We start from the raw sequence: 26,758 nt of genomic DNA, 5'->3' as shown, positions 1-26,758 counted from the left end.
TGCCCACGGCGGTTGCAGTTTGGGTACGTCTCCTTGAGAGGTGGTCAAGAAGCGGTGGCCCCGGCACCAGTTGTGTCCAACTGGTCTCGGCCAACACCCGTCCGCCCCGGTCAGGGCCCCGCTCGCTCCACCGCCCCTTGAGCGAGCGCGCCGACCATCCCCCCCATGACCCGACGCGCAGTGATCACAGGTCTGGGCGTGGTGGCCCCCGGCGGTATCGGCACCAAGGACTACTGGGCGCTGCTCACCGGCGGCCGGGCCGCGACCCGCCCCATCACCTTCTTCGACGCCTCCTCCTACCGCTCCCGCGTGGCCGCGGAGGCCGACTTCGACCCGGCCGCATCCGGCCTCGGCGTACGCGAGATCCACCGCATGGACCGCTCGGCGCAGTTCGCCGTGGTCAGCGCCTGGGAGGCCATCGCCGACAGCGGGCTGGCGCTCGGCGGCCTCGATCCGCTGCGCACCGGCGTGAGCATCGGCAGCGCGGTCGGCGCCGCCACCAGCCTGGACGCCGCCTACCCGCTGCTCAGCGACGAGGGACGGGACTGGCAGACCGACACGACCTACGCCGTCCCGCAGCTGTACGACTACATGGTGCCCAGCGCCCTGGCCCGCGAGGTCGCCTGGACCGTCGCCGCGCAGGGACCGGTAGCCCTCGTCTCCACCGGCTGCACCTCGGGCCTGGACGCCCTCGGCCACGCGGCCGGGATCATCGCCGAAGGCGCCGCCGACGTGATGCTCGCGGGCGCCGCCGAGGCGCCCGTCTGCGCCATCACCGCGGCCTCCTTCGACGCCATCAAGGCCACCACCCCGCACGAGGGCGACCCTGAGCAGGCCTGCCGCCCCTTCGACAGGACCCGCGACGGGTTCGTGCTCGGCGAGGGCGGCGCGATCCTCGTGGTCGAGGAGAAGGAACACGCCCGCCGCCGCGGCGCCCACGTCTACGCCGAGATCGCCGGCTTCGCCACCCGCGGCAACGCCTACCACATGACCGGACTGCGCCCCGACGGCACCGAACTCGCCCAGGCCGTCACCGCCGCCCTGGACGAGGCCCGGCTGCCCGCCGACGCCGTCGACTACGTCAACGCCCACGGCTCCGGGACCCGGCAGAACGACGTCCACGAGACCAGCGCCCTGAAGAAGAGCCTCGGCAGCCATGCCTACGACGTGCCGGTCAGCTCCATCAAGTCGATGATCGGCCACTCCCTCGGGGCCATCGGCTCCCTGGAGGCCGCCGCCTGCGCCCTCGCCCTGGAGCACGGGGCGATCCCGCCGACCGCCAACCTCCACCACCCGGACCCGGAATGCGACCTGGACTACGTACCGCTGACCGCACGGGCACAGCCCTTGAACACGGTGCTCAGCGTGGGCAGCGGCTTCGGCGGCCTGCAGAGCGCCCTCGTCCTGAGGAAGCCGCAGTGAGCACCCGGACCCAGAAGGCGCACGTGAGCCCCGAGACCGCCGCCGCTCCCCGGGCCGGGCTGCGCGCGGCCGTCACCGGCCTCGGCGTCGTCGCCCCCAACGGCGTAGGCACCCGCGCCTGGTGGCAGGCCACCCTGCGCGGGGTCAGCGCCCTGCGCCCGGCCCGCGACGCGCCCCTGAACCGCACGCCGGTCGCCGGCGAGATCACCGGCTTCGTCGCCGAACAGCACGTACCCGGCCAACTGCTGCCGCAGACCGCCCGGTTCACCCGGCTGGCGCTCGCCGCCGCGGCCGAGGCACTCCAGGACGCGGCCGTCGACCCGGCCGCGCTGCCGCACTACGGAGCCGGCGTCTTCACCGCCAGCTCGGCCGGCGGCTACGAGTTCGGGCAGCACGAGATGAGCAACCTCTGGCGCACCGGCAGCGACAGCGTCAGCGCCTACCAGTCCTTCGCCTGGTTCTACGCCGCCTGCACCGGCCAGGTCTCCATCCGGCACGGACTGCGCGGCGCGGGCGGCACCCTGGTCACCGAGCAGTGCGGGGGACTCGACGCGGTGGGCCAGGCCCGGCGCCAACTCGGCGACGGCGCCGGGGTGTTCCTCGCCGGCGGCGCCGACGCCGGACTGTGCCCGCTCGGCTGGGCCGGACACCTCGCCACCGGACGGGTCAGCCCGCACAGCCACCCGGCCCGCGCCTACCTCCCCTTCCACCGCGAGGCCTCCGGCTATGTGCCCGGCGAGGGCGCCGCCTACCTGGTCGTGGAGGAACGCGCGGCGGCCGAGGAGCGCGGCGCAGAGATCCTCGGCGAGATCGCCGGATACGCGGCGGCCTTCGACCCGCCCACCGGCCCGGGCAACCTCGGCCACACGGCCCGCCTCGCCCTCGCCGACGCCGGACTCGGCCCCGACGACGTCGACGCAGTCTTCGCCGACGCCTACGGCGTGCCCGAACTGGACGAGGCCGAGGCGCACGTGATCGGCGAGCTCTTCGGCCCCTACGGCGTCCCCGTCGCCGTGCCCAAGACGATGACCGGGCGGATCGGCGCCGGTGGCTCCGCCCTCGATGTGGCGGCGGCGCTGCTGGCCCTGCGTGACGGCGTCCTGCCGCCCGCGGTGCATGTGGACCGCCCCCGGGACGGCTGGCACCTGGACCTCGTCACGGGCGCCCCGCGACCGGTGTCGCTGCGTGCGGTGCTGGTGCTGGCGCGGGGGCATGGTGGGTTCAATTCGGCTGCGGTGGTGGTGAAATGACGGTCTTCGGCGACGGCGGGCGCCGGGATGGGGTCGTGGGCGCCCCGCGTGCCGTGCTGATGCCGGTGCGTGGACATGGTGGATTCAACTCGGCTGCGGTGGTGGTGACATGACGATTCCCAAGGCTGTGCCCGGCGCCTGGGCGGGCGCACTGGGCGGCGGCGGACCCGAGGTCGTCGACCGGGCGGCTCTCGTCACCGGCGCGACCAGCGGCATCGGACGTGCGGTGGCCGAGCAACTCGGCCGCGAGGGTTACCGGTTGTTCGTCTGCGCCCGCAGTGCGGACGCCGTGGCCGAGACCGTCGACGCGCTGCGCGCGCAGGGCGTGAAGGCGGACGGCATGGCCGCCGACGTACGCGACCCCGAGGCGGCGCGCGAACTCGTCGCGGCCGCCGTCGCCTGCCACGGCCGGCTCGACGTCCTCGTCAACAACGCCGGCCGCAGCGGCGGTGGTGTCACCGCCGACATCGCCGACGAACTCTGGCTCGACATCATCGAGACCAACCTCAACAGCGTCTTCCGGATCAGCCGCGAGATGCTGCGCCAGGGCGGCGCACTCGACCGGGGCTGGGGGCGGATCGTCAACATCGCCTCCACCGCCGGGAAACAGGGCGTCGTCCTCGGTGCCCCCTACTCCGCCTCCAAACACGGCGTGGTCGGCTTCACCAAGGCGCTGGGCCTGGAACTCGCCGCGACCGGTGTCACCGTCAACGCGGTCTGCCCCGGATACGTCGAGACGCCGATGGCCGAACGGGTCCGGCAGGGCTATGCCGCGGCCTGGGACACCACCACCGACGACGTGCTCGAACGCTTCAACGCCAAGATTCCGCTGGGCCGTTACACCACCCCGGAGGAGGTGGCCGGGCTCGTCGGGCACCTCGTCGGGGACAGCGCCGCCGCCATCACCGCGCAGGCCATCAACGTCTGCGGCGGACTGGGCAGTTACTGACCACGTCACGCACAGGAGACAGGACCGGCATGCCACTCACCGTCCACACCACCCGGATCGCAGCGTCCGCCGACGCCGTCCATGCGCTCGTCGCGGACGTCACCGTCTGGCCGCTGATGTTCGAGCCGAACATCCACACCGAGTACGTCGAGGGCGCGACCCGCAGCGAGGGCCGCGAGCGCATCCGGATCTGGGCGTTCGCCGGGCAGGAGATCCGCACCTGGACCTCCGAGCGGGTCCTCGACCCGCACGCCCGCACCATCAGCTTCCGGCAGGACGAGCCCGCGCCGCCGCTGACCTCGATGAGCGGGCGCTGGCTGGCCAAGGACATGGGCGACGGGCAGACCCTCCTCGAACTCCACCACGACTTCGAGACCGAGTCCGACGAACACTTCGTGCTGCACGCCCTCCACCAGAACAGCCCCGCCGAGCTGGCCGGCGTCCGCATCGCGGCCGAACGCCCGAGGACGCCCTACACCTTCGAGGACAGCCTGCGCATCGTCGCGCCCCCGGCCGCGGTCTACGACTTCCTCTACGAGGCCGACCGCTGGCCGGAGCGACTGCCGCACGTGGCCGCGCTGGACCTCACCGAGTCCGTCCCGGGCGTTCAGCGGATGGTGATGGACACGCAGGGGCCCGACGGGACTCTGCACCGCAGCGAGTCGGTCCGCATCTGCCGCCCCGACGCCGGCAGCATCGTCTACAAACAGATCCGCACCCCCACGGTCCTGGTCGCCCACACCGGCGCCTGGACCCTCCGCCAACTCGAAGACGGCACCACCCTCGCCACCTCCCGCCACAACGTCCTCCTGGCCGACCAAACAGCCCGAGAGGCCGTACGAGAGGCCCTGGGCCGCAACAGCAGGGCGACACTACGCCGGGCTAAGGAGCATGCGGAGGGGGCGCAGTAGGGGGCTCCGACCCCGACGCGGCCTGCGGGCACGCGCGCCGCCTGGGGCGGCACGGGTGGGCGCAGGCGGCACCCCGTAAGCGCCGGGCTGCGCGACCCACCCCCGGCCCGCAACAACCGACGGCACCCCGCAAACGCAGGGCACCGCAACCCCCGTCACCGCAGATGCGTCCCCCCATCCACCAACAGCACTTCCCCCGTCACCCACCGAGCCCGCACCAGCCCGACCACCGCCTCGGCCACATCCTCCGGCGCCCCCACCCTCCGCAGCGGCGACTGCTCCCGCATCCACTGCCGAGCACCCTCGAACCCACCCGCGGCCGTCCACTCGGTCTCCGTCAGCCCGGGCGCCACCGCGTTCACCCGCACCTTGGGCCCGGACACCGCCGCCAGCAACCGCGTCATGTGATTGATGGCCGCCTTGCTCACGGCGTAGGGAATGGAACTCCCCGCCGGCCGCACGCCCGCCACGGACGAGACGTTCACCACGCACCCGCCCCCGCGCCCGCCCCCACCCGCAGCCCGCAGATGCGGCATCGCGGCCACACACATCTGCCACGTCCCGACGACGTTCACATCGAGGATCTCCCGCCACACCTCGGCACTCGCCCCCGCGAGATCCTGGTGCGGCACGACCCGCGTCACACCGGCGGAGTTGACGAGCACATCCAGCCGCCCGTAGCGCTCGACGACGGCCGCGACCAGCCCCTCCGCCTCCTCGGCCACGGAGATGTCGCCCGCGACGTACACCGCGTCCGGCAGCGACGCCGCCAGCTCCTCGCCCGCCTCCTTGCTGCGTACGGAGTTGACCGCGACCCGCATCCCCTCGGCCGCGAGCCGACGCGCCACCGCCGCCCCGATCCCGGACGTGGACCCGGTGACCAGGGCGACCGGCGCGTCGTCCCCGAGCGCCGCGCGCTCAGTCATTGCGCACCGACCGGTGCCGCACCAGCCAGGCGTCCCCGTGGGCCTCCAGCACGTCCTCGGCGACGGTGCTCGAATGGAACGACGGCACCCCGTCCCCACCGGTCGACAGCGCCAGGGCGTAGTAGCGCGTGTGCAGCACGCCGATCTCGGCCCCCTCGAACACATCCAGCATGCCCAGCCAGTGCCGCCGGACGCGCCCCTGCGCGGCCAGTGCACCCACGCGGCGCCGGGCGGCCTCGACCAGCACCGCGCGCCCCTTCAACGGCTCGGGCAGCGACGGCTCCTCGAAGACGGCGTCCTCGGTGAACGTGTCCGCCCACTCCTCGACCGCCCCGTCGTCGAGCATCCGCATCTGACGGGCGTAGAACTGACTGATCCGGCCGTGCACTTCCCCCGACGTGTACGTCATGGGACCCCTTCCTCTCTCTCCTCCGCGAGGAGTCCTCCGAGGTCGGCCCGCATGGTCCGTCGGATTGCTGGAGCGCTGCTCGACCCCGGCCTGAGCAGCCCCGCCCACGCTCGGCAGGCGTGTCCCGTCCCGCGTACCGCCCCTGAGCCCAGCTCCACCGGCGCTTTAGTCCCCGGTCGCACTCTGTCGGCCACGCGTTCCGAGAACGGGCTGAACAAGCCGCTTGACGACCTGTGAGGAGCGTCAATGGACCGCACTACCCCTCCACTCCGGGAACGGACGGCCGAACTTCACGAACTGCGTGAGTCGGTGCGCCGCGGTCCCTCGGAGCGGGCGACCCAGGCGCAGCACGCCAAGGGAAAACTGACCGCACGCGAGCGGATCGACCGCCTCTTCGACAAGGGCACTTTCACCGAGACCGAGGGCCTGCGCCGGCACCGCGCGAGCGGCTTCGGCCTGGAGGCCCGCCGCCCGCACACCGACGGCGTGATCACCGGCTGGGGCAAGGTGTACGGCCGTACCGTCTTCGTCTACGCCCATGACTTCCGCATCTTCGGCGGGGCGCTCGGCGAGGCGCATGCCCAGAAGATCCACAAGCTGATGGACCTCGCGACGGCAGCCGGAGCCCCGGTCGTCGGCCTGTGCGACGGCGCCGGCGCCCGTATCCAGGAGGGCGTCACCGCGCTCGCCGGCTACGGCGGCATCTTCGCCCGCAACGTCCGCAACTCCGGGGTCATCCCGCAGATCAGCGTCATCATGGGTCCCTGCGCGGGAGGCGCCGCCTACTCGCCCGCGCTCACGGACTTCGTCTTCATGGTGCGGGGCACCTCGCAGATGTTCATCACCGGCCCGGACGTCGTCCAGGCGGTGACCGGCGAGGAGATCACCATGGACGGGCTCGGCGGCGCCGACCCGCACTCCACCGCCTCCGGCGTGGCCCACGCGGCCTTCGACGACGAGGAGGAGTGCCTGGAGAACGTCCGCTTCCTGCTTTCCCTGCTGCCCGCCAACAACCGTGAACTCCCGCCGTCGGTCGAGGAGTCGGACCCCGTCGACCGGCGCACCGAGGCGCTGCTGGACATGGTTCCGGCCGACCCCCGCGCCTCCTACGACGTCCGGGACGTGATCGAGGAGATCGTCGACGACGGCTTCCTCTTCGAGGTCCACGAGAACTGGGCGCGCAACGTGGTCTGCACCCTGGTCCGGATGGGCGGCGAGGTCACCGGCATCGTCGCCAACCAGCCGATGGTGCAGGCCGGTTCGCTGGACATTGCCGCCTCCGAGAAGGCCGCGCGGTTCGTGCGGTTCTGCGACTCCTTCAACATCCCGCTGGTCACCCTCGTCGACGTCCCCGGGTTCCTGCCCGGTGTCGACCAGGAGCACGGCGGCATCATCCGGCACGGCGCGAAGCTGCTGTACGCGTACTGCGACGCGACCGTCCCCCGGGTGCAGGTCATCATGCGCAAGGCCTACGGCGGCGCGTACATCGTCATGGACTCCCGCTCCATCGGCTGTGACGTGTCCTTCGCCTGGCCGGTCAACGAGATCGCGGTGATGGGCGCCGAGGGCGCGGCCAACGTGGTCTTCCGGCGCGAGATCGCCGCGTCGGACGATCCGAAGGCCACGCGCGAGCAGCTGGTGAAGGAGTACCGCTCCGAGTTGATGCACCCCTACTACGCGGCCGAGCGCGGCCTCGTCGACGATGTGATCGACCCGGCGGAGACCCGCATCCGGCTGATCGACGCCCTGCGCACCCTGCGCCGCAAGCACGCCGAGCGGCCGTCCCGCAAGCACGGGAACCAGCCCCAATGAGCGCGGCGGAGGAGACGGCGCACACCGTGAAGGTGCTCCGGGGCGAGCCCACGGCCGAGGAGCTCTCGGCCGTGCTGACGGTCCTGCTGGCGCTCGCGGGACGTCGTACGGAGGCCACGGTGGAGCCCCTGCCCGTACCGCCGCCGGCCGTGGCCTGGACGCAGCACGGGGGCGGTGGCACCGGCTGGGCGGCGCCCGGATACCCGTACTGGGCGGCGGTTTCATGACCTCGTTCGCGGGGTTGCGGACCGAGCTGACCGAGGTCGCCGACGGGGTGTACGCCCACCTCCAGCCCGACGGCGGATGGTGTCTGAGCAACGCGGGTGTGGTGGCCGGGCCGGACGGCCTGCTCCTGGTCGACACGGCCGCGACGGCCGCCCGGGCCGCGGCCCTGCGGGAGGCCGTCCAGGGGCTGGGGCGGGGCCCGGTGCGGCTGCTCGTCAACACGCACCACCACGGTGACCACACCCACGGGAACGGCACGTTCGAGGGCGCCACCGTCGTCGCCCACCGCCGTACCCGGGCCGAGATGGCGCGCAACGGCCTGGCCCTCACCGGCGTCTGGCCGGACGTGTCCTGGGGAGAGCTGTCCGTCAGGCTCCCCGACATCACCTTCGACGGCGAGCTCAGGCTGCACCAGGGCGACCGCGAGGTGCAGCTGCTCCACTTCGGGCCCGCCCACACGACCGACGACGTGGTGGCCTGGCTGCCGGCCGAGCGGGTGCTGTTCGCCGGGGACATCGCGATGGCGGGCAGCTCTCCCTTCGTCCTGATGGGCTCGGTCTCCGGCTCCCTGGAGGTGCTGGCCCGGCTGCGGGCGCTGCGCCCGCGCACGGTGGTCTGCGGTCACGGTCCCGTCCGTGGACCGGAGGTCCTGGACGAGACGGAGGAGTACCTGCGCTGGATCCAGCGCGTGGCCACGGAAGGGCGCGCGCAGCACCTCACTCCGCTGGTCGCCGCCAAGGAGGCGGGCCGGGGCACCTTCGGCCACCTCACCGAGTTCGAACGCGTCGTCGGAAACCTGCACCGGGCGTACGCGGAACTCGACGAACGCGAGGCCATCGCCTCCGGCCGGACGGTGGACGTGGCAGAGGCGTTCGGCGAAATGATCAAGTACAACGACGGCAGGCTCCCCACCTGCCACGCGTAACGCTGCGCCGGACGGGGGCGGTTCCTGTCCGGCCCGCGCTGTGGTTGCCGCCGCAGCGCTCTCGCCCCCGCACCCCCGGCGGGGCGCTCAGTGCTCGTCCGGCCCCGGCAGCAGCGCGGACATCGCCTCGCGCTCGGCGGGGCCCATGACCTTCCCGAGGGACTCCGTGACCGTCCGGGCGAGCGGCTCGGAGGCCTCCGCGAGCAGGCCGCGGGCCTTGTCGGTGAGCGCGACCACGACGCCGCGCCTGTCGCCGCAGACCGACTGGCGGGTGACGAGCCCGGCGTGCTGGAGGCAGGCGATCTGGTAGGTGAGCCGGGTCTTGGGGCGGCCCAGGAGCTCAGCGATCCGGGTCATGCGCAGGCCCTCCCGGGGCTGCTCGGCCAGCAGGCACAGGACCAGGAACTCGTCGTGGGAGACATCGAGGAGGTCCTTGACGACGGTCCGCAGCCGCTGCTCCACGGCCGCCGTCGCGGCCAGCATCAGCATCCAGGAGCGCAGCTCGGCCGGCAGCAGTCCGTCACCCCGGGCGGAAGGGCATCCGGGCTGGTCGGTGAGGTGCTCCTGCTGTTCGGCCATGGAGGCGAGTGTACCTGTTGTCCATTTTTGAACCAGGGTGTTGTTCAATTTTGGATAGTCGGCTAGCGTGGGTCATCCAAATTTGGAGTACCAACTTCGGTTCGCCGACCCGACAGGAGAACGATCATGACCGTCGCCTTGGAGACCGGCCTGTGGCAGCTCGACGCCACCGCCACCACCGTCGCCGTCCAGCACCGCACGATGTGGGGCCTGGTGAATGTGAAGGGCGCCTTCGGTGCGGTGTCCGGCCAGGGCGAGGTGCGGCCCGACGGCAGCGCCGTCGGCACCGTCACCCTGGACGCCGCCTCCCTGGACACCCGTAACGCCAAACGCGACAAGCACCTGCGGTCCGCCGACTTCTTCGACGTCGGGAACCACCCCGAGATCACCTTCGCGGTGCGCGGCGCCGAACTCCGCTCCGACGACGCCGTCCACGTCGAGGGGCAGCTCACCGTCCGCGGCATCAGCCGGCCCCAGTCCGTCACCGCGCGCCTTGTCGGCCGCGACGCCGCCGGGCTCACCCTGAAGACCGAATTCAGCGTGGACCGCGACCAGTTCGGCATGGGCTGGAACCAGCTCGGGATGATCCGCGGCCTGACGACGGTCACCGCCACACTCCGCTTCACCCGCCAGAACGGCTGACGAACCCACCCCCAGTGCCGGGCTGCGCACCCTCCCCGCGGCCCCGGAACGGCGCGGCGCCCCGTGTCGGTGTTGGGCCGGACGGGTGACTTGGCGTAAGAATTGGCTGGTGCAGGCATTGAAGGCGAGTCAGTTCGGGGGGAGCCGGTGAACCGTTACGACGTCACCGATGAACAGTGGGAAGGGCTCGCCCAGGTCGTACCCCTGCGCGGCCGGGACGCCTGGCCGTCGGCGGTGGACCACCGCTCGCTCCCCGAGGCGGCGACGGAGCCGCGCCGCCGCTTCGTCGTCCTGCGGGTCAATGTGTTCGGCGACGCCCGTGAGGTCGCCGAGACCCTGATGGCCGGCATCCCCGTCCTGCTCGACCTGACCGGCGCGGAGACAGAGGTGGCCAAGCGCGTCCTCGACTTCAGCACGGGCGTCGTCTTCGGCCTGTCGAGCGGCATGCACCGCGTCGACCGGAACGTCTTCCTGCTGACCCCGCACGGCACCGAGGTGAGCGGGATCATGGAGAGCGCGGGAGTCCCCGGGTCCTGAGAGCGGGGCGGCCGACCGGTTCCGCGGTCCCTCGATCGTAGGAAGGCACCGGCGACGGAACGGTTCGCCGCACGGCCGGAGCCCTACGGTCCGGATATGACCGCGCCCTCCGCGTCCCCCACGCCCCGCGCAGCGCCGGCCTTAACGACGCCGGCAGAGCCCGCGGCGCCGAACCGGCCCTGTCTCACCGAACTACGGCTGTCCGCCTTCGCCGGGCACCGCCGCGCCGGGTTCCCGCTCGGACCGCTCACCCTGTTCGCCGGCCCCAGCGGCTGCGGCAAGACGAGCGCGCTGCGGGCCTACGAGGCACTCGCCCGGCTCGGCGGTGGCGCCGCGCTCGGCGAGGTCTTCCCCGACCCGGTGTCCTGCGTCCCGGAGCGGGCCCGGCCCGACGCGCAACGCCGCCGGGGCTTCCGGATCGGCTGTACGGCCGACGGACCCGAGGGGCCGGTCCGGCTCGACGTCGCCGTACAGGTCGAGCCGGAACTGCGCATCGCGGGGGAGCGGTTGACGGCGGACGGGCTGACCCTGCTGGAGACCGCCCTGCGGGACCCCGGTCGGCGCACCGTGCAGGCCGCCTGGCACACCGCCGGGTCCGCCCCCGTCACCCGCGCCCCGCTGCCCGACGACCGGCTCGGCACCGCGCTGCTGCCCCTGCGCGTGGCCGGCAAGACCGACGGGCAGCGCCGCGTCCTCGCCGCCGCCGAGCAGATGGTGGTGGCCCTGCGCTCGGTGTTCGCCTGCGATCCGCGGCCCGACTGGATGCGCGTCCCCGTGCCGACCGGCTCGGGACGGCTGCTCGGCGGCTGCGACAACCTCGCCGACGTGCTGTGGCGCACCCGGTCCGAATGCGTACGGCGCCATCAGCAGCTCGTCGTGGCGGTGCGCGCCGGATGCGCGGGACCCGTCGAGGACGTGTTCGCCGAGCCCCTCACCGACGGCACGGTCCGGGCCGTGCTCGACCGGGGCGGCGGGACCCGCACCGAGTTCGGCCGGCTCGGCGACGGCGAACTCCGGTATCTCGCGCTCACCCTGGTGCTGCTCACCGGACCCGGGGTGCTGGAGGTCGACGCGGCCGGCGAAGTGCCCCCCGCCATGCAGACGCTCACCGTCCTGGCCGACGGTCTCGACCGCTCGCTGGACCCCGGACAGCGCGTCGAACTGCTGCGGCTCGCGGCCCGGATGTGCGACCGCGGCCACATCCGACTCGTCGGTGCCGTGAGCGACGGGTCCTGGGCCGGCCGGGTGCCCGGCGCCACGGTGGTACACCTGAACCCGTGACCGAACCTCTCGACGTGGCAAAGCTCCAGCGCCGGCTGGCCGAGTTCGCCGCCGCCCGCAACTGGCAGCCGTACCACACCCCCAAGAACCTCGTCGCCGCGCTCAGTGTGGAGGCCTCCGAACTCGTCGAGATCTTCCAGTGGTTGACGCCCGAGGAGTCGGCGCGCGTCATGGCCGACCCGGACACCGCGCACCGCGTCACGGACGAGGTCGCCGACGTGCTCGCCTACCTGCTCCAGCTGTGCGAGGTCCTCGACATCGACCTCCTGGCGGCGCTGGACGCGAAGATCGACCGGAACGAACGGCGGTTCCCGGCGCCGTAGTCGGGGGCATCCACGGGAGCGACTCGATCCGCTTTCACTCTCCGCATTCGTTCAGCCGCCCGAAACCGATTTGTTGTCCGCAGATTTCCGTCTTCCTCTGGCTTTTCGTCCCACACGCCCTCACTCTGGGTAGTGGACAACGGAGTTCGGGTGGACGCGCCGTGGGCGTGTCGGACAGACCGGGGGCAGCGCATGGACGCGGTGCGGCTCATCGTGACGAGCAGACGCGCCCTGGCGGGGAGCGGCGAACCGCCGGAGGTCATGACGGAGGTCTGGCAGGCACAGGCCCTGGCCCAGGCGATCGGCAGCCGTCTCGCGGTCTTCGGCCCACCCGAACTGCGCGGCGAGGCACTGGGCCTGACCGAGCTGGCGGGCCGCGGCTGCGGGGTGCTGGACACCCCCGCCCTCGACACCGCGGACCTGCGCGCGGCCCAGCTCACCGAACTGGGCGACGCCCGCCAGGCCTTGATGTACCTCGGCGGCCTCCTCGGCGAGGTCGGCATAGCCCTCGTCGGCCTGGCGAGCTCGGCGGTCGACGAGGGCACCTACTGGCAGTGCATGGAGGCGATCGACGCGGCCGACGAGTCACGCGACCGCGTCCTGGAAATGCTGCGCAGACTGGCCGACCGGGACCGGGACCAGCTGTTACAGGAGGAACGGGAGGCGGGGTAGGGAGTGTGCGGCCCAGGGCCTCTCCGACGCACCGGGCCTCAGGGCCCCCTGTCGGACCGGGCCTCAGGCCCTCTCGGTCGGATCGGGCCTCCCCGCCCCCGAACCCCCCGCGGACTGCAGATCCGCGTCCAACGCAGACAGGTCCGCGTTCAGTGCCGCCATCAGCTCCTCCATCTGCTGCAGCAGCCCCTTCGGGCGGCCGGCGGCGCCCTCGGCACCACCGGCCCCGCCCTGCTGCGGCACGGATTCTTCGGACATGACGGCCTCCTCGGCCCCCGGCCCCAGCAGAGGCCGGCGCGGGTGTCGCCCCGGCGACAAGCAGCCGGCGCGGGCGCCGGGCGGTCCGGCTCCGCCCGAGCCAACGATCATCACCGGACCGGGTCACTGGCGTGTAACCGCCCCGGGTACGCCGTTGCCGGATTTTCACCCGACCGGGGCGCAGTGGGGCCGGAGGGACCGGTGGGGTTGACCATGACCCGACCGTGCAGGATGGACGTATGGATCTTCGCATCTTCACCGAGCCCCAGCAGGGGGCCACCTACGACACCTTGCTCACCGTGGCGAAGGCCACCGAGGATCTCGGCTTCGACGCCTTCTTCCGCTCCGACCACTACCTCAGCATGGGCTCCGCGGACGGCCTGCCCGGCCCCACCGACGCCTGGATCACCCTCGCCGGACTCGCCCGCGAGACCAAGCGCATCCGCCTCGGCACCCTGATGACCGCCGGCACCTTCCGGCTCCCCGGCGTGCTCGCCATCCAGGTCGCGCAGGTCGACCGGATGTCCGGCGGCCGCGTCGAACTCGGCCTGGGCGCGGGCTGGTTCGAGGAGGAGCACAAGGCCTACGGCATCCCCTTCCCGAAGGAGAAGTTCGCCCGCCTGGAAGAACAGCTGGCGATCGTCACGGGCCTGTGGGCGACGGATGTCGGCAAGACCTTCGACTTCCACGGCACCTACTACGACCTCACCGACTCGCCCGCGCTGCCCAAGCCCGCGCAGGCGAAGATCCCGGTGCTGATCGGCGGCCACGGCCCGACCCGTACGCCCCGGCTGGCCGCGCAGTACGCCGACGAGTTCAACATGCCGTTCGCCTCGGTCGAGGACAGCGACCGGCAGTTCGGCCGGGTGCGCGCCGCCGCCGAGGCGGCCGGCCGCAAGGCGGACGACATCACGTACTCCAACGCCCTCGTCGTCTGCGTCGGCAAGGACGACCAGGAGGTCGCCCGCCGCGCCGCCGCGATCGGCCGCGAGGTCGAGGAACTCAAGGCCAACGGCCTGGCCGGCTCCCCGGCCGAGGTCGTCGACAAGATCGGCCGGTACGCCGGGATCGGCGCGGGCCGCATCTACCTCCAGCTCCTCGACCTGTCCGACCTGGACCACCTGGAGCTGATCTCCGCCCAGGTGCAGTCGCAGCTGTCGTAGCACTCCGGCGGGCCGTGCCGTGCGGCACGGCCCGCCCCCGGCAGGGAAAAAAATCCCGGATGCTGCCGATGACCGGTCTGTACGGTGTGCATATCCGCAGTTCAGACCACAACTTCGAGGACACCCACCGTGTTCCTGACCATCACCACCACCGGCACTCCGGAACGCCCCGCGACCGACCTCGGCTACCTGCTCCACAAGCATCCCGAGAAATCGCAGGCGTTCTCCACGTCCTACGGCAAGGCGCACGTCCTCTACCCCGAGGCGGACGCCCAACGCTGTACGGCGGCGCTGCTGCTGGAGGTCGATGCGGTGGCACTGGTCCGGCGCGGCAAGGGCAAGGGCCGCGGCGGCGCCCCCGACGCGGCGCTCGCGCAGTACGTCAACGACCGCCCCTACGCCGCCTCCTCGCTGCTCGCCGTGGCACTGAGCAGTGTGTTCTCCAGCGCGATGAAGGGCACCTGCACGGCGAAGCCGGACCTGCCGGCACAGCCGCGTCCGCTGCGCATCGAGATCCCGGCGCTGCCCGCGCGCGGCGGCCCCGAGCTCGTCCGGCGCCTCTTCGAGCCGCTCGGCTGGGCGGTGACCGTCGCACCGGTCCCGCTGGACACCGAGTTCCCGGAGTGGGGCGACTCGCGCTATGTCGGGCTGGTTCTGGAGTCCGAGGCGCTGACCCTCGCCGAGGCGCTGCGCCACCTGTACGTCCTGCTGCCGGTCCTCGACGACGCCAAGCACTACTGGGTCGCCTCCGACGAGGTCGACAAGCTGCTGCGCGTCGGTGAGGGCTGGCTGCCGGTGCACCCCGAGCAGAAGCTGATCACCAGCCGCTATCTGTCCCGCCGCTGGTCGCTGACCCGGCAGGCGATGGAGCGGCTGGAGCTGGTGCGGCTGGCCGAGGCCGACGACAGCGAGGTCGAGGACATCGACAACGCCGTCGAGGCCGAGTCCGAGGAGGAGGAGCGGCCCACGCCGCTCGCCGTGCAGCGCCGGGACGCGATTCTCGCCGTGCTCCGGGAGACCGGCGCCGCCCGCGTCCTCGACCTCGGCTGCGGCCAGGGCCAGTTGGTGCAGGCCCTGCTCAAGGACCCGGCCTTCACCGAGATCGTCGGCGTCGACGTGTCCGTGCGCGCGCTCACCATCGCCGGGCGCCGGCTGAAGCTGGACCGGATGGGGGAGCGGCAGGCGTCCCGGGTGAAGCTCGTCCAGGGTTCCCTCGCCTACACCGACAAGCGGCTGGGGGGCTACGACGCCGCCGTGCTGAGCGAGGTGATCGAGCACCTCGACCTGCCCCGGCTGCCCGCCCTGGAGTACGCGGTGTTCGGCTCCGCCCGCCCGAGGACCGTCCTCGTGACCACCCCGAACGTCGAGTACAACGTCCGCTGGGAGTCCCTCCCGGCCGGACACGTCCGGCACGGCGACCACCGCTTCGAGTGGACCCGCGCGGAGTTCCGCGCCTGGGCGGACGCCGTGGCCGAACGGCACGGCTACGGCGTGGAGTTCGTCCCCGTCGGACTCGACGACCCCGAGGTCGGCCCGCCCACCCAGATGGCCGTCTTCAAGCGCGCGGACAACGACAAGCGCGCCGACCACGACAAGAAGGAGGAGAAGGCCGCATGACCGAGACCAAGGGGCGCACCCTGCCCGTCACCGACCTTTCCCTCGTCGTGCTCGTCGGCGCCTCCGGCTCCGGCAAGTCGACCTTCGCGCGCCGGCACTTCAAGCCGACCGAGGTGATCTCCTCCGACTTCTGCCGCGGCCTGGTCTCGGACGACGAGAACGACCAGAGCGCGAGCCGGGACGCCTTCGACGTCCTGCACTACATCGCGGGCAAGCGGCTCGCGGCCGGCCGTCGTACCGTCGTCGACGCCACCAACGTGCAGCAGGACTCCCGGTGGCAGCTGATCGAGCTGGCGAAGAAGTACGACGTACTGCCGATCGCCATCGTGCTGGACGTGCCGGAGGAGGTGTGCGCCGAGCGCAACGCGGCCCGCACCGACCGGGCCGACATGCCGAGGCGGGTCATCCAGCGCCACACCCGCGAACTCAGGCGCTCCCTGCGCCGCTTGGAGCGCGAGGGCTTCCGCAAGGTGCACGTCCTGCGCGGCGTCGAGGAGATCGAGAACGCCACCGTCGTCACCGAGAAGCGGTTCAACGACCTCACCCACCTCACCGGCCCCTTCGACATCGTCGGCGACATCCATGGCTGCGCCGCCGAACTGGAGTCCCTGCTCGGCAAGCTGGGCTACGTCGACGGCGTGCACCCGGAGGGCCGTACCGCCGTCTTCGTCGGCGACCTCGTCGACCGCGGCCCGGACAGCCCCGGCGTGCTGCGCCGTGTGATGTCGATGGTGAAGTCGGGCAACGCGCTGTGCGTGCCCGGCAACCACGAGAACAAGTACGGCCGTTACCTGAAGGGCCGCAAGGTCCAGCAGACGCACGGACTCGCCGAGACCGTCGAGCAGATGGCGGGCGAGAGCGAGGAGTTCCACGCGGAGGTACGGGAGTTCATCGCCGGGCTCGTCAGCCACTACGTCCTCGACGGCGGGCGGCTGGTGGTGTGCCACGCCGGACTGCCGGAGAAGTACCACGGCCGCACCTCCGGCCGGGTCCGCTCGCACGCGCTGTACGGCGACACCACCGGGGAGACCGACGAGTTCGGCCTGCCGGTGCGCTACCCGTGGGCGGAGGACTACCGGGGCCGGGCGGCCGTGGTGTACGGCCACACTCCGGTGCCGGAGGCCACCTGGCTGAACAACACCATCTGCCTGGACACCGGCGCCGTCTTCGGCGGCAAGCTCACGGCGCTGCGCTGGCCGGAGCGCGAGCTGGTCGACGTACCGGCCGAGCGGGTCTGGTACGAGCCGACGAAGCCGCTGCGCAGCGAGGCGCCGGGCGGTCAGGACGGGCGGCCGCTGGACCTGGCGGACGTGCACGGGCGCCGGGTGGTCGAGACGCGGCACGCGGGTCGTGTCACGGTGCGCGAGGAGAACGCCGCCGCGGCCCTGGAGGTCATGAGCCGGTTCGCCGTGGACCCGCGGCTGCTGCCGTACCTCCCGCCGACGATGGCCCCGACGGCGACCTCGCACGTCGAGGGCTATCTGGAGCACCCGGCCGAGGCGTTCGCGCAGTACGAGGAGGACGGCGTCGCCCGGGTCGTGTGCGAGGAGAAGCACATGGGCTCGCGGGCGGTGGCGCTGGTGTGCCGCGACGCGGAGACGGCGAGCAGGCGTTTCGGTGTCGAAGGGCCGACGGGCTCGCTCTACACCCGTACCGGGCGCCCCTTCTTCGCCGACGAGTCGGTGACGGAGGCGATCCTCGACCGGCTGCGGACGGCGGTGGGCGAGGCCGGTCTGTGGGCCGAACTCGACACGGACTGGCTGCTGTTGGACGCCGAGCTGTTGCCCTGGTCGCTGAAGGCGTCGGGTCTGCTGCGCTCGCAGTACGCGGCCGTGGGCGCCGCGTCCGGGGCGGTGTTCCCAGGTGCGCTGGCCGCGCTGGAGGGTGCGGCGGCGCGCGGCGTCGAGGTGTCGGACCTGCTGGCGCGCCAGCGGGGGCGGGCGTCGGACGCGGCCGCGTTCACCGAGGCGTACCGACGCTACTGCTGGACCACCGACGGCCTGGACGGCGTACGCCTGGCACCGTTCCAGATCCTCGCGGTGCAGGGCCGCAGCCTCGCCGACCTGCCGCACGACGAGCAGCTCGCCCTGCTCGACCGGCTGGTGGAGCACGACGGCAGCGGCCTGCTGCAGACGACCAGGCGGCTGTACGTCGACACCGCCGATCCCGAGTCGGTCCAGGCCGGTGTCGACTGGTGGCTGGAGATGACGGGCCGCGGCGGCGAGGGCATGGTCGTCAAGCCGCTGGGCGCGCTGGTGCGCACTGAGCAGGGCCGCCTGGTGCAGCCCGGCATCAAGTGCCGCGGCCGCGAGTACCTGCGGATCATCTACGGCCCGGAGTACACGCGCCCGGACAACCTCGCCCGGCTGCGGCAGCGCTTCCTGAACCACAAGCGCTCCCTCGCGATCCGCGAGTACGCGCTCGGCCTGGAGGCGCTGGACCGGCTGGCCGAGAGCCAGCCGCTGTGGCGGGTGCACGAGGCGGTGTTCGGGGTGCTGGCCCTGGAGTCGGAGCCGGTGGACCCGCGGCTGTGACGGGACCGGTGGACCCGCGGCTGTGACGCCGCCGTACTCCTCGGGCGTGACATCCTTCGGATGATCAAGCCCGAGGAGTACACACTGTGCGGATCTACATCAGCGCCGACATGGAAGGCATCACCGGCCTCGTCGACCGCGACGACGTCCAGCCCGGCGGGCGGGACTACGAGCGGGGCCGGCTGATGATGGCCGAGGACGTCAACGCGGCCGTGCGGGGCGCGGTCGCGGCCGGGGCCACGGACGTCCTCGTCAACGACGCGCACGGCCCGATGCGCAACCTGCTGCCGGAGGCCCTGCACCCGGCGGCCCGGCTCGTGCGCGGCAAGCCGAAGCAGATGGGCATGCTCGAAGGGCTCACCGGGGAGTACGACGCGATGGTCTGCGTCGGCTACCACTCCCGGGCCGGGGCCCTCGGTGTGCTGAGCCACAGCTTCATGGGGCACGAGATCGAGGACATCTGGCTGGACGGCCGGCCGGTGGGCGAGATCGGCCTCGCCCACGCCACGGCCGCGGCGATCGGTGTCCCCCTGGTGGCTCTCACCGGTGACGACGCGGCCTGCGCGGAGACCTCCGCGTGGGACGACACGGTCCGCACCGTCCCCGTGAAGTTCGCCCGCGACCGCTTCACGGCCGAACTGCGGCCCACCGAGGAGGCCCGCGGGGCGATCGAGGAGACCGTCGCCGCCGCGCTGAGCACGCCGCCCGCACGGCCCGCCGCCCCGGCGAGCCCCGCCACACTGGTGGTCCGCTGGCAGTCGGCGTCGGTGCCCGCGACGCTCACGGGCATCCCCGGGGTCACCGCGACGGACAGCAGGACCGTCGAGGCGAGCGGCGAACTCCCCGCCCTCTACCGGCTGTTCGGCGTATGGATGCGGGTGGCGTCCTCCCTCACCAACCAGCCCCCGTACTGCTGAGCCGCTCACCCCACCAGCCGCAGCCGCTCCCCGCACACCCCCAGACGCACCGTCTGCCCCCAGGTCAGCTCCACCGCGTCGCTCTCCACTCCGTCCCCGAAGGCGATCAGCCGTTCGGACTCCACGGTGACCGTCAGCCGGTCCTGCCGCGCAAGCTCCCCGGCGACCAGCTTCGTGCCGGTCGCCGGGGAGGGCCACGCCTCGCGCACGAACCACAGGAGCCGTTCCTCGGTGGGCCCGGGCAGCCGCTGGGACGCGCCCCGCTCCTGCCAGAGCGAGCGGAGCCAGCCCGTGGCCCCCGTCCCGGTGCCCACCAGCACCCCGGACGAGGCCTGGGCCTCGGCGACACCCCCGTCGCCGTCGAGGCCCAGGCGGTACCTGGCCGTCCGGTGTCCGGCCGCGCCCAGGTAGATCTCGTTCAGCGCGACGAGGCGCTGGGTGTCGTCGGCGACGGCCTCGACCATCGTCAACGAGTCCGCACGGGCCGTCGTGGCGGACGGCAGCAGCCGCGCCGCGTCCGCGGGCCGGTGCCGTACGAGGACGCCCGGGTTGCGGCCGGGATCGGTGTCGATGCCGATCACCGGCTGCCCCGCGAGGTACTTGGCGACGTTGGCCACCAGACCGTCCTGCCCGACGACGACCACCACGTCCTCCGGCGCGAACAGGAAGCGGTCCAAGTCGGCCCGCTCCACCCGGGCCTGACGCCAGGTCAGGGGAACGGCCGAGGCCACCTCCGCCAGGGCGCGACGCGTCCCGCGGTGCCGCTCGGCGACCTCCTCGATGTCCCGTCCGCGCGAGGTGAGGAAGAAGGCGGCCTGGCCGTGGGTGCCGTGGTGGGCCACCAACTCCTCGTACTCCGTGGTCCGGTGGACGAGGACGGCCCGTGGCGCGAGGCTCACGGCTGCTCCTGGTTGCCCAGCCTGGCCAGCAGCCCGGTGAGGACGTCGGGGGAGACCGTGATGTTCTCGATCCTCGGCAGGTTCTCCGCCAGCCGCGTCCCGGTGAGGGCGTGCAGCGTCGCGACGTCCACCTCGGAGTGCACCCGCAGCCAGGCCGCCTGGGCCTGCGCCCTGGCCTCGCCCACCTCCCGCGCGCCCTCGGCCTCGGCCCGGGCCAGCCGTACGGAACGCGCCGCCTCTGCCTCGGCCCGCACCGCGTCGGCGGCCGCCTGCTCCTCGGCCTCCCGGCGCGCGTTCGTGCCCCGTTGCTCCACCAACTGCTCCTCGCGGCGGGCGAGTTCGATCCGGCTGGCCAGTTCGTTCTCGGCGATCGCCCGCTCCCGCTCGACGGCCACGGCCCGCCGCTCGTACGTGGCCCGGTCGGCCTCCTGCTGGATCTGCTCGCGCGCGGGGGTGCGCAGCGCCCGCTCCACGTCCGGCTCCGGCCGCAGCGCCATGACCCGTACGGCCACCACCTCGATGCCGGTCGCGGGCAGCCGCGGCTCCGCGCCGAGGCCCGCCGCGATCCGCTCCCGTACCGCCGCCACCCCGTCGACCAGCGCCGACGACAGTGACGTACGGGCCAGGACGTCCAGCGCGTGCTGCTGGGCCGTCTCGGTCAGCAGGGTGCCCAGCTGCTCCAGCGGCGCCCCGCGCCATGCCCCGGTGTCCGGGTCGATGGAGAAGTCCAGGCGGGCCGCGGCGACGGCCGGGTCGCCGATCCGGTAGGTGACCGTCGCCTGCACCGCCACGTCCTGGAAGTCGGACGTCCGCGCATGGAAGGTCATCGCCAACTCCCGGTCGTCGACCGGAACTTCGGAGAGGGCGGCGGTCAGCGCGCGGAACCAGAAGCTCAGGCCGGGACCGTCGTGCAGGAGCTTTCCGCCGCGGTGGTGCCGGATGTGCGCCGTCGGCGTGCCGCGCAGATGGCGCCAGCCCAGGCGCCGGGTGATGTCGGCCATGTGTGCTTCCCCTCCGCGATTTTCGTCAGCACGACGATAATCGCCCCACCCGTTTATCGTCAAGGGGACGAGAACGAGAAGGGTCAAGCAGGGGGTGAACAGGGGCGTCGATGGTCAGGATGGAGGCATGGGATTCCATGTCGACTCCGAGGCCGGGCGGCTGCGCCGCGTCATCCTGCACCGGCCGGATCTTGAGCTCAAAAGGCTCACCCCCAGCAACAAGGACGCCCTGCTCTTCGACGATGTGCTCTGGGTGCGCCGGGCGCGCGCCGAGCACGACGGGTTCGCCGACGTCCTGCGCGACCGAGGGGTCACCGTCCACCTCTTCGGCGACCTGCTCACCGAGGCCCTGGCGATCCCGGCGGCCCGCACCCTCGTCCTGGACCGGGTCTTCGACGAGAAGGAGTACGGGGTCCTCGCCACCGACCACCTCCGTGCCGCGTTCGAGGGCCTGGCCGCCGCCGAACTGGCCGAGGCGCTCGTCGGCGGCATGACCAAGCGCGAGTTCCTCGACGCGCACCCGGAGCCCGTCTCGGTGCGCTTCCACTGCATGGACCTCGACGACTTCCTGCTCGCGCCCCTGCCCAACCATCTCTTCACCCGCGACACCTCCGCCTGGATCTACGACGGCGTCTCCGTCAACGCCATGCGCTGGCCCGCCCGGCAGCGCGAGACCGTGCACTTCGAGGCGATCTACCGGCACCATCCGCTGTTCCGTGACGAAACGTTCCACGTCTGGTCCGAGGGGCAGGCCGACTACCCGTCCACCATCGAGGGCGGGGACGTCCTGGTGATCGGCAACGGCGCCGTCCTCATCGGTATGAGCGAGCGAACCACCCCGCAGGCCGTCGAGATGCTCGCGCACAAGCTGTTCGCCGCGGGTTCCGCGCAGACGATCGTGGCCCTCGACATGCCCAAGCGGCGCGCCTTCATGCACCTCGACACCGTGATGACGATGGTCGACGGCGACACCTTCACCCAGTACGCCGGTCTCGGCATGCTCCGCTCGTACACCATCGAGCCGGGCGTCGCCGACAAGGAGCTGAAGGTCACCGACCACCCGCCGGAGCACATGCACCGCGCGATCGCCGCCGCCCTCGGGCTGAACGAGATCCGGGTCCTGACCGCGACCCAGGACGTGCATGCGGCCGAGCGCGAGCAGTGGGACGACGGCTGCAACGTCCTCGCCGTCGAGCCGGGCGTCGTCGTCGCCTACGAGCGCAATTCCACCACCAACACCCACCTGCGCAAACAGGGCATCGAGGTGATCGAGATCCCGGGCAGCGAGCTGGGCCGGGGCAGGGGCGGGCCGCGGTGCATGAGCTGCCCGGTCGAGCGGGGTGCCGTATAGCGTCCGTATAGAAATGCAAGAAGTCGTATAGACTTCCAGTGTTACGTGTCCCCGCATGTCCTGGAGCGCCTCATGGCGACTGTCCCCACCGCCCTCGCCGGCCGCCACTTCCTCAAGGAGCTGGACTTCACCGAGGGGGAGTTCCGCGGCCTGGTCGAGCTGGCCGCGGAGCTGAAGGCGGCCAAGAAGGCCGGGACCGAGACCCAGTATCTGCGGGGCCGGAACATCGCGCTCATCTTCGAGAAGACCTCGACCCGTACGCGCTGCGCCTTCGAGGTCGCCGCCGCCGACCAGGGCGCCTCGACGACGTATCTCGACCCCTCCGCCTCACAGATCGGGCACAAGGAGTCCGTGAAGGACACCGCCCGCGTCCTCGGGCGGATGTTCGACGCCATCGAGTACCGCGGGGACAGCCAGGCGGGGGTCGAGGAGCTGGCCGCGTACGCCGGTGTGCCCGTCTACAACGGGCTCACCGACGACTGGCACCCCACCCAGATGCTCGCCGACGTGCTCACCATGACCGAGCACACCGCGAGGCCCCTGAACGAGATCGCCTTCGCCTACCTCGGCGACGCCCGCTTCAACATGGGCAACTCCTACCTGGTCACCGGCGCCCTGCTCGGCATGGACGTACGGATCGTCGCCCCCAAGGCCTACTGGCCCGCCGAGGAGATCGTCGGCCGCGCCCGGGACCTCGCCGAGGCCAGCGGCGCCCGGATCACCCTCACCGAGACCGTCGAGGAGGGCGTCCTCGGCGCCGACTTCGTCGCCACCGACGTCTGGGTCTCCATGGGCGAGCCCAAGGAGGTCTGGGACGAACGGATCAAGGCCCTCGCCCCGTACGCCGTGACGATGGACGTGCTGCGCGCCACCGGCAACCCGGACGTGAAGTTCCTGCACTGCCTGCCCGCATTCCACGACCTGGGCACCAAGGTCGGCCGCGAGATCCACGAAACCCACGGCCTGGACTCCCTCGAAGTGACCGACGAGGTCTTCGAGTCCGCCCACTCGGTCGTCTTCGACGAGGCCGAGAACCGGATGCACACCATCAAGGCCATCCTGGTAGCCACCCTGGCCTGACCAGGCCTTATGCTGTCCGGCGGCCCGGAGCCACCCCTTCCGCGGCCGCCGACCGCGACCATCCGTCGCAATCATGAGAAACGAGCACCACCCGCATGCCCCGCATCAAACCGCCCGCCCTGCTGATCGCCGAATCCGGCGCCGACCGCGAGGGCCACGGCCTCAAGCGGACCATGGGCCTGTTCCAGCTGATCTGCTTCGGCGTCGGCGCCATCGTCGGCACCGGCATCTTCGTCGGCCTGTCCGACTCGGTCGCCCAGGCCGGCCCGGCCGTCGTCGTCTCCTTCCTGCTCGCCGCGATCACCTGCGTCCTCACCGCGTTCGCCTTCGCCGAGCTGGGCGGCGCGATCCCGGTTTCCGGCTCCTCGTACTCCTTCGCCTACGCGGGCCTCGGCGAGCGCATCGCCTTCCTGGTCGGCTGGTGCCTGCTCCTGGAGTACGGCGTGTCCGTCTCCGCCGTCGCGGTCGGCTGGAGCCAGTACGTCAACGAACTGCTCGACAGCGTCATCGGCCTGCAGCTGCCGGACGCCCTGTCCGCCGGCCCCGCCGACGGCGGAGCGGTCAACCTCCCCGCCGTGATCGTCATCGCCATGGCCGCCGTACTCCTCGTCCGGGGTGTGCGCGAGAGCGCCCGCGCCACGGCCGCGATGGCGGTGCTCAAGCTCGCGATCCTCGTAGCCTTCTGCGCGATCGGCTTCACCGCCTTCAAGGACGGCAACCTCACGCCCTTCTCCCCGGCCGGCCTCGGAGGCATCGGCGCGGGCACCACGGCCGCCTTCTTCTCCTACATCGGCTTCGACGCGATCACCACGGCCGGCGAGGAGGCGAAGAACCCGCGCCGGGACATCCCGGTCGCCATCCTCGTCTGCATCGGCCTGGTCACGCTGCTGTACTGCGCGGTCGCGCTCGCCGCGATCGGCGCCATCGGCGGCGACGAGGTCGGCGGCCGCCCCGCCGCGCTGTCGTACGTCGTCAACGAGGTCACCGGTTCCTCCGTCGGCGGCGCGATCATCGCCTTCGGTGCCGTCGTCGCCATCGCCTCGGTGGTCCTCGCGGTGATGTACGGCCAGACCCGCATCCTGCTGTCGATGTCCCGCGACGGCCTCATCCCGCCCGTCTTCGAGAAGGTCTCCCCGCGCACCTCGACCCCGGTGGCCGGCACTCTGATCGTCGCGATCGTCTTCGCACTGCCGGCCGCGTTCGCGTCCCTGGACTCCGTGGTCAACCTGTGCACCATCGGCACGCTCGCCGTCATGGCCGTGGTCAACATCGCCGTGATCGCCCTGCGCCGCCGCGAGCCCGCCCTGCCCCGCACCTTCCGGGTGCCGCTCTACCCCGTCGTCCCCCTGCTCGGTGTCGGCTTCTGTCTGTACCTGATGTACGAGACGGGCTGGACGACCTGGCTCCAGTTCGCGGTGTTCCTCGCAGTGGGACTCGCCCTCTACGCGGGCTACGGCCGCCGGAACTCCCGGCTGGGGAACGCGACCGTCACACCCGACGCCACTGAGCGGGAACCGCAGGCAGTCTGAACCACACCGCCTTGCCGGACTCGGTGGGGCGGTGACCGCAGGACGAGCTCAGGGCGCGGATCAGCAACAGGCCGCGCCCATGCTCCTGCCAGGGGTCGGGCTCACCGACGCACGGCTGGGTGAGATTGCCCGGCGGCTGCGGGTCCGGGTCGTGCACCTCGACCTGGCAGCCGCTCGGCAGCAGCTCCACGACCAGCTCTATGGGCCCCTCGCCCGCCGCGTGCTCCACGGCGTTCGCGACGAGCTCCGCCGTCAGCAGCTCGGCGGTGTCGCTGTCGGCGGTGTGCTCCAGGTCGGCCAGTGCCGTGCGGACCAGAGCGCGCGCCACCGGCACGGCCGCGACGGTGTGCGGCAGCGCGATGCGCCAGGAAGCGGAGGGGGAGGAGCGTTCTAGCACGGCGGGTCCGTTCATGAGCAGGCTGTCCTGCTTTCAACCTTATGAATGGTACGGCGCCGCCCGGCAGAGGCGTCCGACGGGCACCGTACGGGACCTTCGGCCCCGCTATCGGGCGGCTTACCCGGATGAACGGCGGGCCTCGCACGTCTGATCCCGCCGTTACGCGGGTGTCGACGAGCCGTGACGGATGTGACGGGACAGGGTCACGTCTCCTCGCTCTATTGCGCCATCCTGACGACAGTCACGAATGAGTGATAGCGTCGAAGGGTAGAGCCCAGTGAGGCAGTGCCGCCCGCCGCCCGCCCGAGGAGGCCGCACGTCATGAGTCCCTTCACCGGCTCCGCCGCCCGCACCCCCCGCTGGCAGCACCTGCGGCTGGACCTCACCGACGGCGTCGCCACCGTCACCCTCGCCCGCCCCGAGAAACTCAACGCCCTCACCTTCGGCGCCTACGCCGACCTGCGCGACCTGCTCGCCGAGCTGTCCCGGGAACGGGCGGTACGCGCCCTGGTGCTGGCCGGCGAGGGCCGCGGCTTCTGCTCCGGCGGCGACGTCGACGAGATCATCGGCGCGACCCTGTCCATGGACACCGCCCAGCTCCTGGACTTCAACCGGATGACCGGACAGGTCGTACGGGCGGTACGGGAGTGCCCGTTCCCCGTGATCGCGGCGGTGCACGGGGTGGCGGCGGGCGCCGGCGCGGTCCTGGCGCTTGCGGCGGACTTCCGGGTCGCCGACCCGAGCGCCCGCTTCGCCTTCCTCTTCACCCGCGTCGGCCTCTCCGGCGGCGACATGGGCGCGGCCTACCTGCTGCCGCGCGTGGTCGGCCTCGGCCACGCGACCCGCCTCCTCATGCTGGGCGAGCCGGTGCGCGCCCCCGAGGCCGAGCGGATCGGCCTGATCAGCGAACTCACGGACGAGGGCCGAGTCGACGAGGCGGCGGCCACCCTCGCTCGCCGCCTGGCCGAGGGCCCGGCCCTGGCGTACGCCCAGACGAAGGCGCTGCTGACGGCGGAACTGGACATGCCGCTGGCGGCGGCGGTGGAGATGGACGCGGCGACACAGGCACTGCTGATGAACGGCGAGGACTACGCGGAGTTCCACGCGGCCTTCACGGAGAAGCGCCCGCCGAAGTGGCAGGGGAGGTAG

General features: G+C 72.2%; 27 protein-coding genes. 20 read left to right on the top strand and 7 right to left on the bottom strand.

All coding sequences use genetic code 11. The features are described from left to right. Nucleotides 1–165: 165 nt before the first annotated feature. The 4 genes from AB0Q90_RS38615 to AB0Q90_RS38600 all read left to right on the top strand — a co-directional run bounded on the left by AB0Q90_RS38615 (nucleotide 166) and on the right by AB0Q90_RS38600 (nucleotide 4,532). A complete protein-coding gene (locus AB0Q90_RS38615; RefSeq protein ID WP_363164007.1) occupies nucleotides 166–1,422 on the top strand; it encodes a beta-ketoacyl-[acyl-carrier-protein] synthase family protein in 1,257 nt (418 codons plus the stop codon). Continuing rightward, a complete protein-coding gene (locus AB0Q90_RS38610) occupies nucleotides 1,419–2,672 on the top strand; it encodes a beta-ketoacyl synthase N-terminal-like domain-containing protein (protein ID WP_363164006.1) in 1,254 nt (417 codons plus the stop codon). Before AB0Q90_RS38615 ends, AB0Q90_RS38610 begins: the two co-directional genes overlap by 4 nt. Before the next feature lie 109 nt (nucleotides 2,673–2,781). Next, a complete protein-coding gene (locus AB0Q90_RS38605) occupies nucleotides 2,782–3,621 on the top strand; it encodes an SDR family NAD(P)-dependent oxidoreductase (protein ID WP_363164005.1) in 840 nt (279 codons plus the stop codon). Between the two features lie 29 nt (nucleotides 3,622–3,650). After that, nucleotides 3,651–4,532 carry an aromatase/cyclase gene (locus AB0Q90_RS38600; protein WP_363164004.1) on the top strand — a complete coding sequence of 294 codons (882 nt, stop codon included), beginning with the start codon at nucleotides 3,651–3,653 and terminating at the stop codon, nucleotides 4,530–4,532. A 155-nt stretch (nucleotides 4,533–4,687) separates the two neighbouring features. On the opposite strand, the gene AB0Q90_RS38595 is transcribed toward AB0Q90_RS38600, so the two are convergent. Then, complete coding sequence (locus AB0Q90_RS38595; protein WP_363164003.1) at nucleotides 4,688–5,458, bottom strand: SDR family oxidoreductase; 771 nt, start codon at nucleotides 5,456–5,458, stop codon at nucleotides 4,688–4,690. Continuing rightward, complete coding sequence (locus AB0Q90_RS38590; protein ID WP_363164002.1) at nucleotides 5,451–5,867, bottom strand: nuclear transport factor 2 family protein; 417 nt, start codon at nucleotides 5,865–5,867, stop codon at nucleotides 5,451–5,453. The genes AB0Q90_RS38595 and AB0Q90_RS38590 overlap by 8 nt, the downstream gene beginning before the upstream one ends. 246 nt (nucleotides 5,868–6,113) lie before the next feature. Between AB0Q90_RS38590 and AB0Q90_RS38585 the strand changes: the two genes are divergently transcribed. Genes AB0Q90_RS38585 through AB0Q90_RS38575 form a run of 3 tightly spaced genes read left to right on the top strand, consistent with a single transcriptional unit; the run spans nucleotide 6,114 to nucleotide 8,829 of the window. Then, complete coding sequence (locus AB0Q90_RS38585) at nucleotides 6,114–7,679, top strand: acyl-CoA carboxylase subunit beta (protein WP_363164001.1); 1,566 nt, start codon at nucleotides 6,114–6,116, stop codon at nucleotides 7,677–7,679. Then, nucleotides 7,676–7,906, top strand: coding sequence for an acyl-CoA carboxylase subunit epsilon (locus tag AB0Q90_RS38580; protein WP_363164000.1), 231 nt, complete (start codon nucleotides 7,676–7,678; stop codon nucleotides 7,904–7,906). The genes AB0Q90_RS38585 and AB0Q90_RS38580 overlap by 4 nt, the downstream gene beginning before the upstream one ends. Further along, complete coding sequence (locus tag AB0Q90_RS38575; RefSeq protein WP_363163999.1) at nucleotides 7,903–8,829, top strand: MBL fold metallo-hydrolase; 927 nt, start codon at nucleotides 7,903–7,905, stop codon at nucleotides 8,827–8,829. Before AB0Q90_RS38580 ends, AB0Q90_RS38575 begins: the two co-directional genes overlap by 4 nt. Nucleotides 8,830–8,916: 87 nt before the next feature. On the opposite strand, the gene AB0Q90_RS38570 is transcribed toward AB0Q90_RS38575, so the two are convergent. Then, a complete protein-coding gene (locus AB0Q90_RS38570; RefSeq protein WP_363163998.1) occupies nucleotides 8,917–9,408 on the bottom strand; it encodes a MarR family transcriptional regulator in 492 nt (163 codons plus the stop codon). Nucleotides 9,409–9,534: 126 nt separating this feature from the next. On the opposite strand from AB0Q90_RS38570, the gene AB0Q90_RS38565 reads away from it, so the two are divergent. The 5 genes from AB0Q90_RS38565 (at nucleotide 9,535) to AB0Q90_RS38545 (ending at nucleotide 12,863) form a co-directional block, all read left to right on the top strand. After that, a complete protein-coding gene (locus tag AB0Q90_RS38565) occupies nucleotides 9,535–10,050 on the top strand; it encodes a YceI family protein (RefSeq protein ID WP_363163997.1) in 516 nt (171 codons plus the stop codon). 147 nt (nucleotides 10,051–10,197) lie between these two features. Next, the gene (locus tag AB0Q90_RS38560) at nucleotides 10,198–10,587 is read left to right on the top strand and encodes a cell division protein SepF (RefSeq protein ID WP_363163996.1); all 390 of its coding nucleotides are present in this window, start codon (nucleotides 10,198–10,200) and stop codon (nucleotides 10,585–10,587) included. A 96-nt stretch (nucleotides 10,588–10,683) separates the two neighbouring features. Then, nucleotides 10,684–11,868: an ATP-binding protein gene (locus tag AB0Q90_RS38555; protein WP_363163995.1), complete on the top strand. Its 1,185-nt coding sequence runs from the start codon at nucleotides 10,684–10,686 to the stop codon at nucleotides 11,866–11,868. Beyond that, complete coding sequence (locus AB0Q90_RS38550) at nucleotides 11,865–12,191, top strand: nucleotide pyrophosphohydrolase (protein ID WP_363163994.1); 327 nt, start codon at nucleotides 11,865–11,867, stop codon at nucleotides 12,189–12,191. Before AB0Q90_RS38555 ends, AB0Q90_RS38550 begins: the two co-directional genes overlap by 4 nt. Before the next feature lie 192 nt (nucleotides 12,192–12,383). After that, the gene (locus tag AB0Q90_RS38545; RefSeq protein ID WP_363163993.1) at nucleotides 12,384–12,863 is read left to right on the top strand and encodes a DUF6099 family protein; all 480 of its coding nucleotides are present in this window, start codon (nucleotides 12,384–12,386) and stop codon (nucleotides 12,861–12,863) included. A 63-nt stretch (nucleotides 12,864–12,926) separates the two neighbouring features. Here AB0Q90_RS38545 and AB0Q90_RS38540 read toward each other — a convergent pair whose 3' ends face one another. After that, complete coding sequence (locus AB0Q90_RS38540; RefSeq protein ID WP_363163992.1) at nucleotides 12,927–13,121, bottom strand: hypothetical protein; 195 nt, start codon at nucleotides 13,119–13,121, stop codon at nucleotides 12,927–12,929. Between the two features lie 239 nt (nucleotides 13,122–13,360). On the opposite strand from AB0Q90_RS38540, the gene AB0Q90_RS38535 reads away from it, so the two are divergent. The 4 genes from AB0Q90_RS38535 to AB0Q90_RS38520 all read left to right on the top strand — a co-directional run bounded on the left by AB0Q90_RS38535 (nucleotide 13,361) and on the right by AB0Q90_RS38520 (nucleotide 19,352). Further along, nucleotides 13,361–14,284 (top strand): LLM class F420-dependent oxidoreductase, encoded by a 924-nt coding sequence (locus AB0Q90_RS38535; RefSeq protein ID WP_363163991.1) that lies wholly within the window; start codon nucleotides 13,361–13,363, stop codon nucleotides 14,282–14,284. A 129-nt stretch (nucleotides 14,285–14,413) separates the two neighbouring features. Further along, complete coding sequence (locus AB0Q90_RS38530; protein WP_363163990.1) at nucleotides 14,414–15,901, top strand: 3' terminal RNA ribose 2'-O-methyltransferase Hen1; 1,488 nt, start codon at nucleotides 14,414–14,416, stop codon at nucleotides 15,899–15,901. After that, nucleotides 15,898–18,435 carry a polynucleotide kinase-phosphatase gene (locus AB0Q90_RS38525; protein WP_363163989.1) on the top strand — a complete coding sequence of 846 codons (2,538 nt, stop codon included), beginning with the start codon at nucleotides 15,898–15,900 and terminating at the stop codon, nucleotides 18,433–18,435. Before AB0Q90_RS38530 ends, AB0Q90_RS38525 begins: the two co-directional genes overlap by 4 nt. An 86-nt stretch (nucleotides 18,436–18,521) precedes the next feature. Then, a complete protein-coding gene (locus AB0Q90_RS38520) occupies nucleotides 18,522–19,352 on the top strand; it encodes a M55 family metallopeptidase (protein ID WP_363163988.1) in 831 nt (276 codons plus the stop codon). Between the two features lie 5 nt (nucleotides 19,353–19,357). Here the strand turns inward: AB0Q90_RS38520 and AB0Q90_RS38515 are convergent, their stop codons facing one another. Both AB0Q90_RS38515 and AB0Q90_RS38510 read right to left on the bottom strand, forming a co-directional pair. After that, nucleotides 19,358–20,251: a hypothetical protein gene (locus tag AB0Q90_RS38515; protein WP_363163987.1), complete on the bottom strand. Its 894-nt coding sequence runs from the start codon at nucleotides 20,249–20,251 to the stop codon at nucleotides 19,358–19,360. Then, nucleotides 20,248–21,252: an SPFH domain-containing protein gene (locus tag AB0Q90_RS38510; protein WP_363163986.1), complete on the bottom strand. Its 1,005-nt coding sequence runs from the start codon at nucleotides 21,250–21,252 to the stop codon at nucleotides 20,248–20,250. Before AB0Q90_RS38510 ends, AB0Q90_RS38515 begins: the two co-directional genes overlap by 4 nt. A gap of 127 nt (nucleotides 21,253–21,379) precedes the next feature. On the opposite strand from AB0Q90_RS38510, the gene AB0Q90_RS38505 reads away from it, so the two are divergent. The 3 genes from AB0Q90_RS38505 (at nucleotide 21,380) to AB0Q90_RS38495 (ending at nucleotide 25,212) form a co-directional block, all read left to right on the top strand. Then, nucleotides 21,380–22,603: an arginine deiminase gene (locus AB0Q90_RS38505; RefSeq protein WP_363163985.1), complete on the top strand. Its 1,224-nt coding sequence runs from the start codon at nucleotides 21,380–21,382 to the stop codon at nucleotides 22,601–22,603. Between the two features lie 72 nt (nucleotides 22,604–22,675). Further along, the gene (argF, locus tag AB0Q90_RS38500) at nucleotides 22,676–23,683 is read left to right on the top strand and encodes an ornithine carbamoyltransferase (protein WP_363163984.1); all 1,008 of its coding nucleotides are present in this window, start codon (nucleotides 22,676–22,678) and stop codon (nucleotides 23,681–23,683) included. A gap of 95 nt (nucleotides 23,684–23,778) precedes the next feature. Further along, nucleotides 23,779–25,212 (top strand): amino acid permease, encoded by a 1,434-nt coding sequence (locus AB0Q90_RS38495; protein ID WP_363163983.1) that lies wholly within the window; start codon nucleotides 23,779–23,781, stop codon nucleotides 25,210–25,212. Here the strand turns inward: AB0Q90_RS38495 and AB0Q90_RS38490 are convergent. Further along, a complete protein-coding gene (locus AB0Q90_RS38490; protein WP_363163982.1) occupies nucleotides 25,172–25,624 on the bottom strand; it encodes an ATP-binding protein in 453 nt (150 codons plus the stop codon). The genes AB0Q90_RS38495 and AB0Q90_RS38490 overlap by 41 nt on opposite strands. A 306-nt stretch (nucleotides 25,625–25,930) precedes the next feature. Between AB0Q90_RS38490 and AB0Q90_RS38485 the strand changes: the two genes are divergently transcribed. Next, nucleotides 25,931–26,758, top strand: coding sequence for an enoyl-CoA hydratase family protein (locus tag AB0Q90_RS38485; protein WP_363163981.1), 828 nt, complete (start codon nucleotides 25,931–25,933; stop codon nucleotides 26,756–26,758).

The sequence above is a fragment of the Streptomyces sp. NPDC079141 genome, assembly GCF_040686775.1.
Classification (GTDB): domain Bacteria; phylum Actinomycetota; class Actinomycetes; order Streptomycetales; family Streptomycetaceae; genus Streptomyces.
This window is presented reverse-complemented; position numbering and strand designations above follow the sequence as displayed.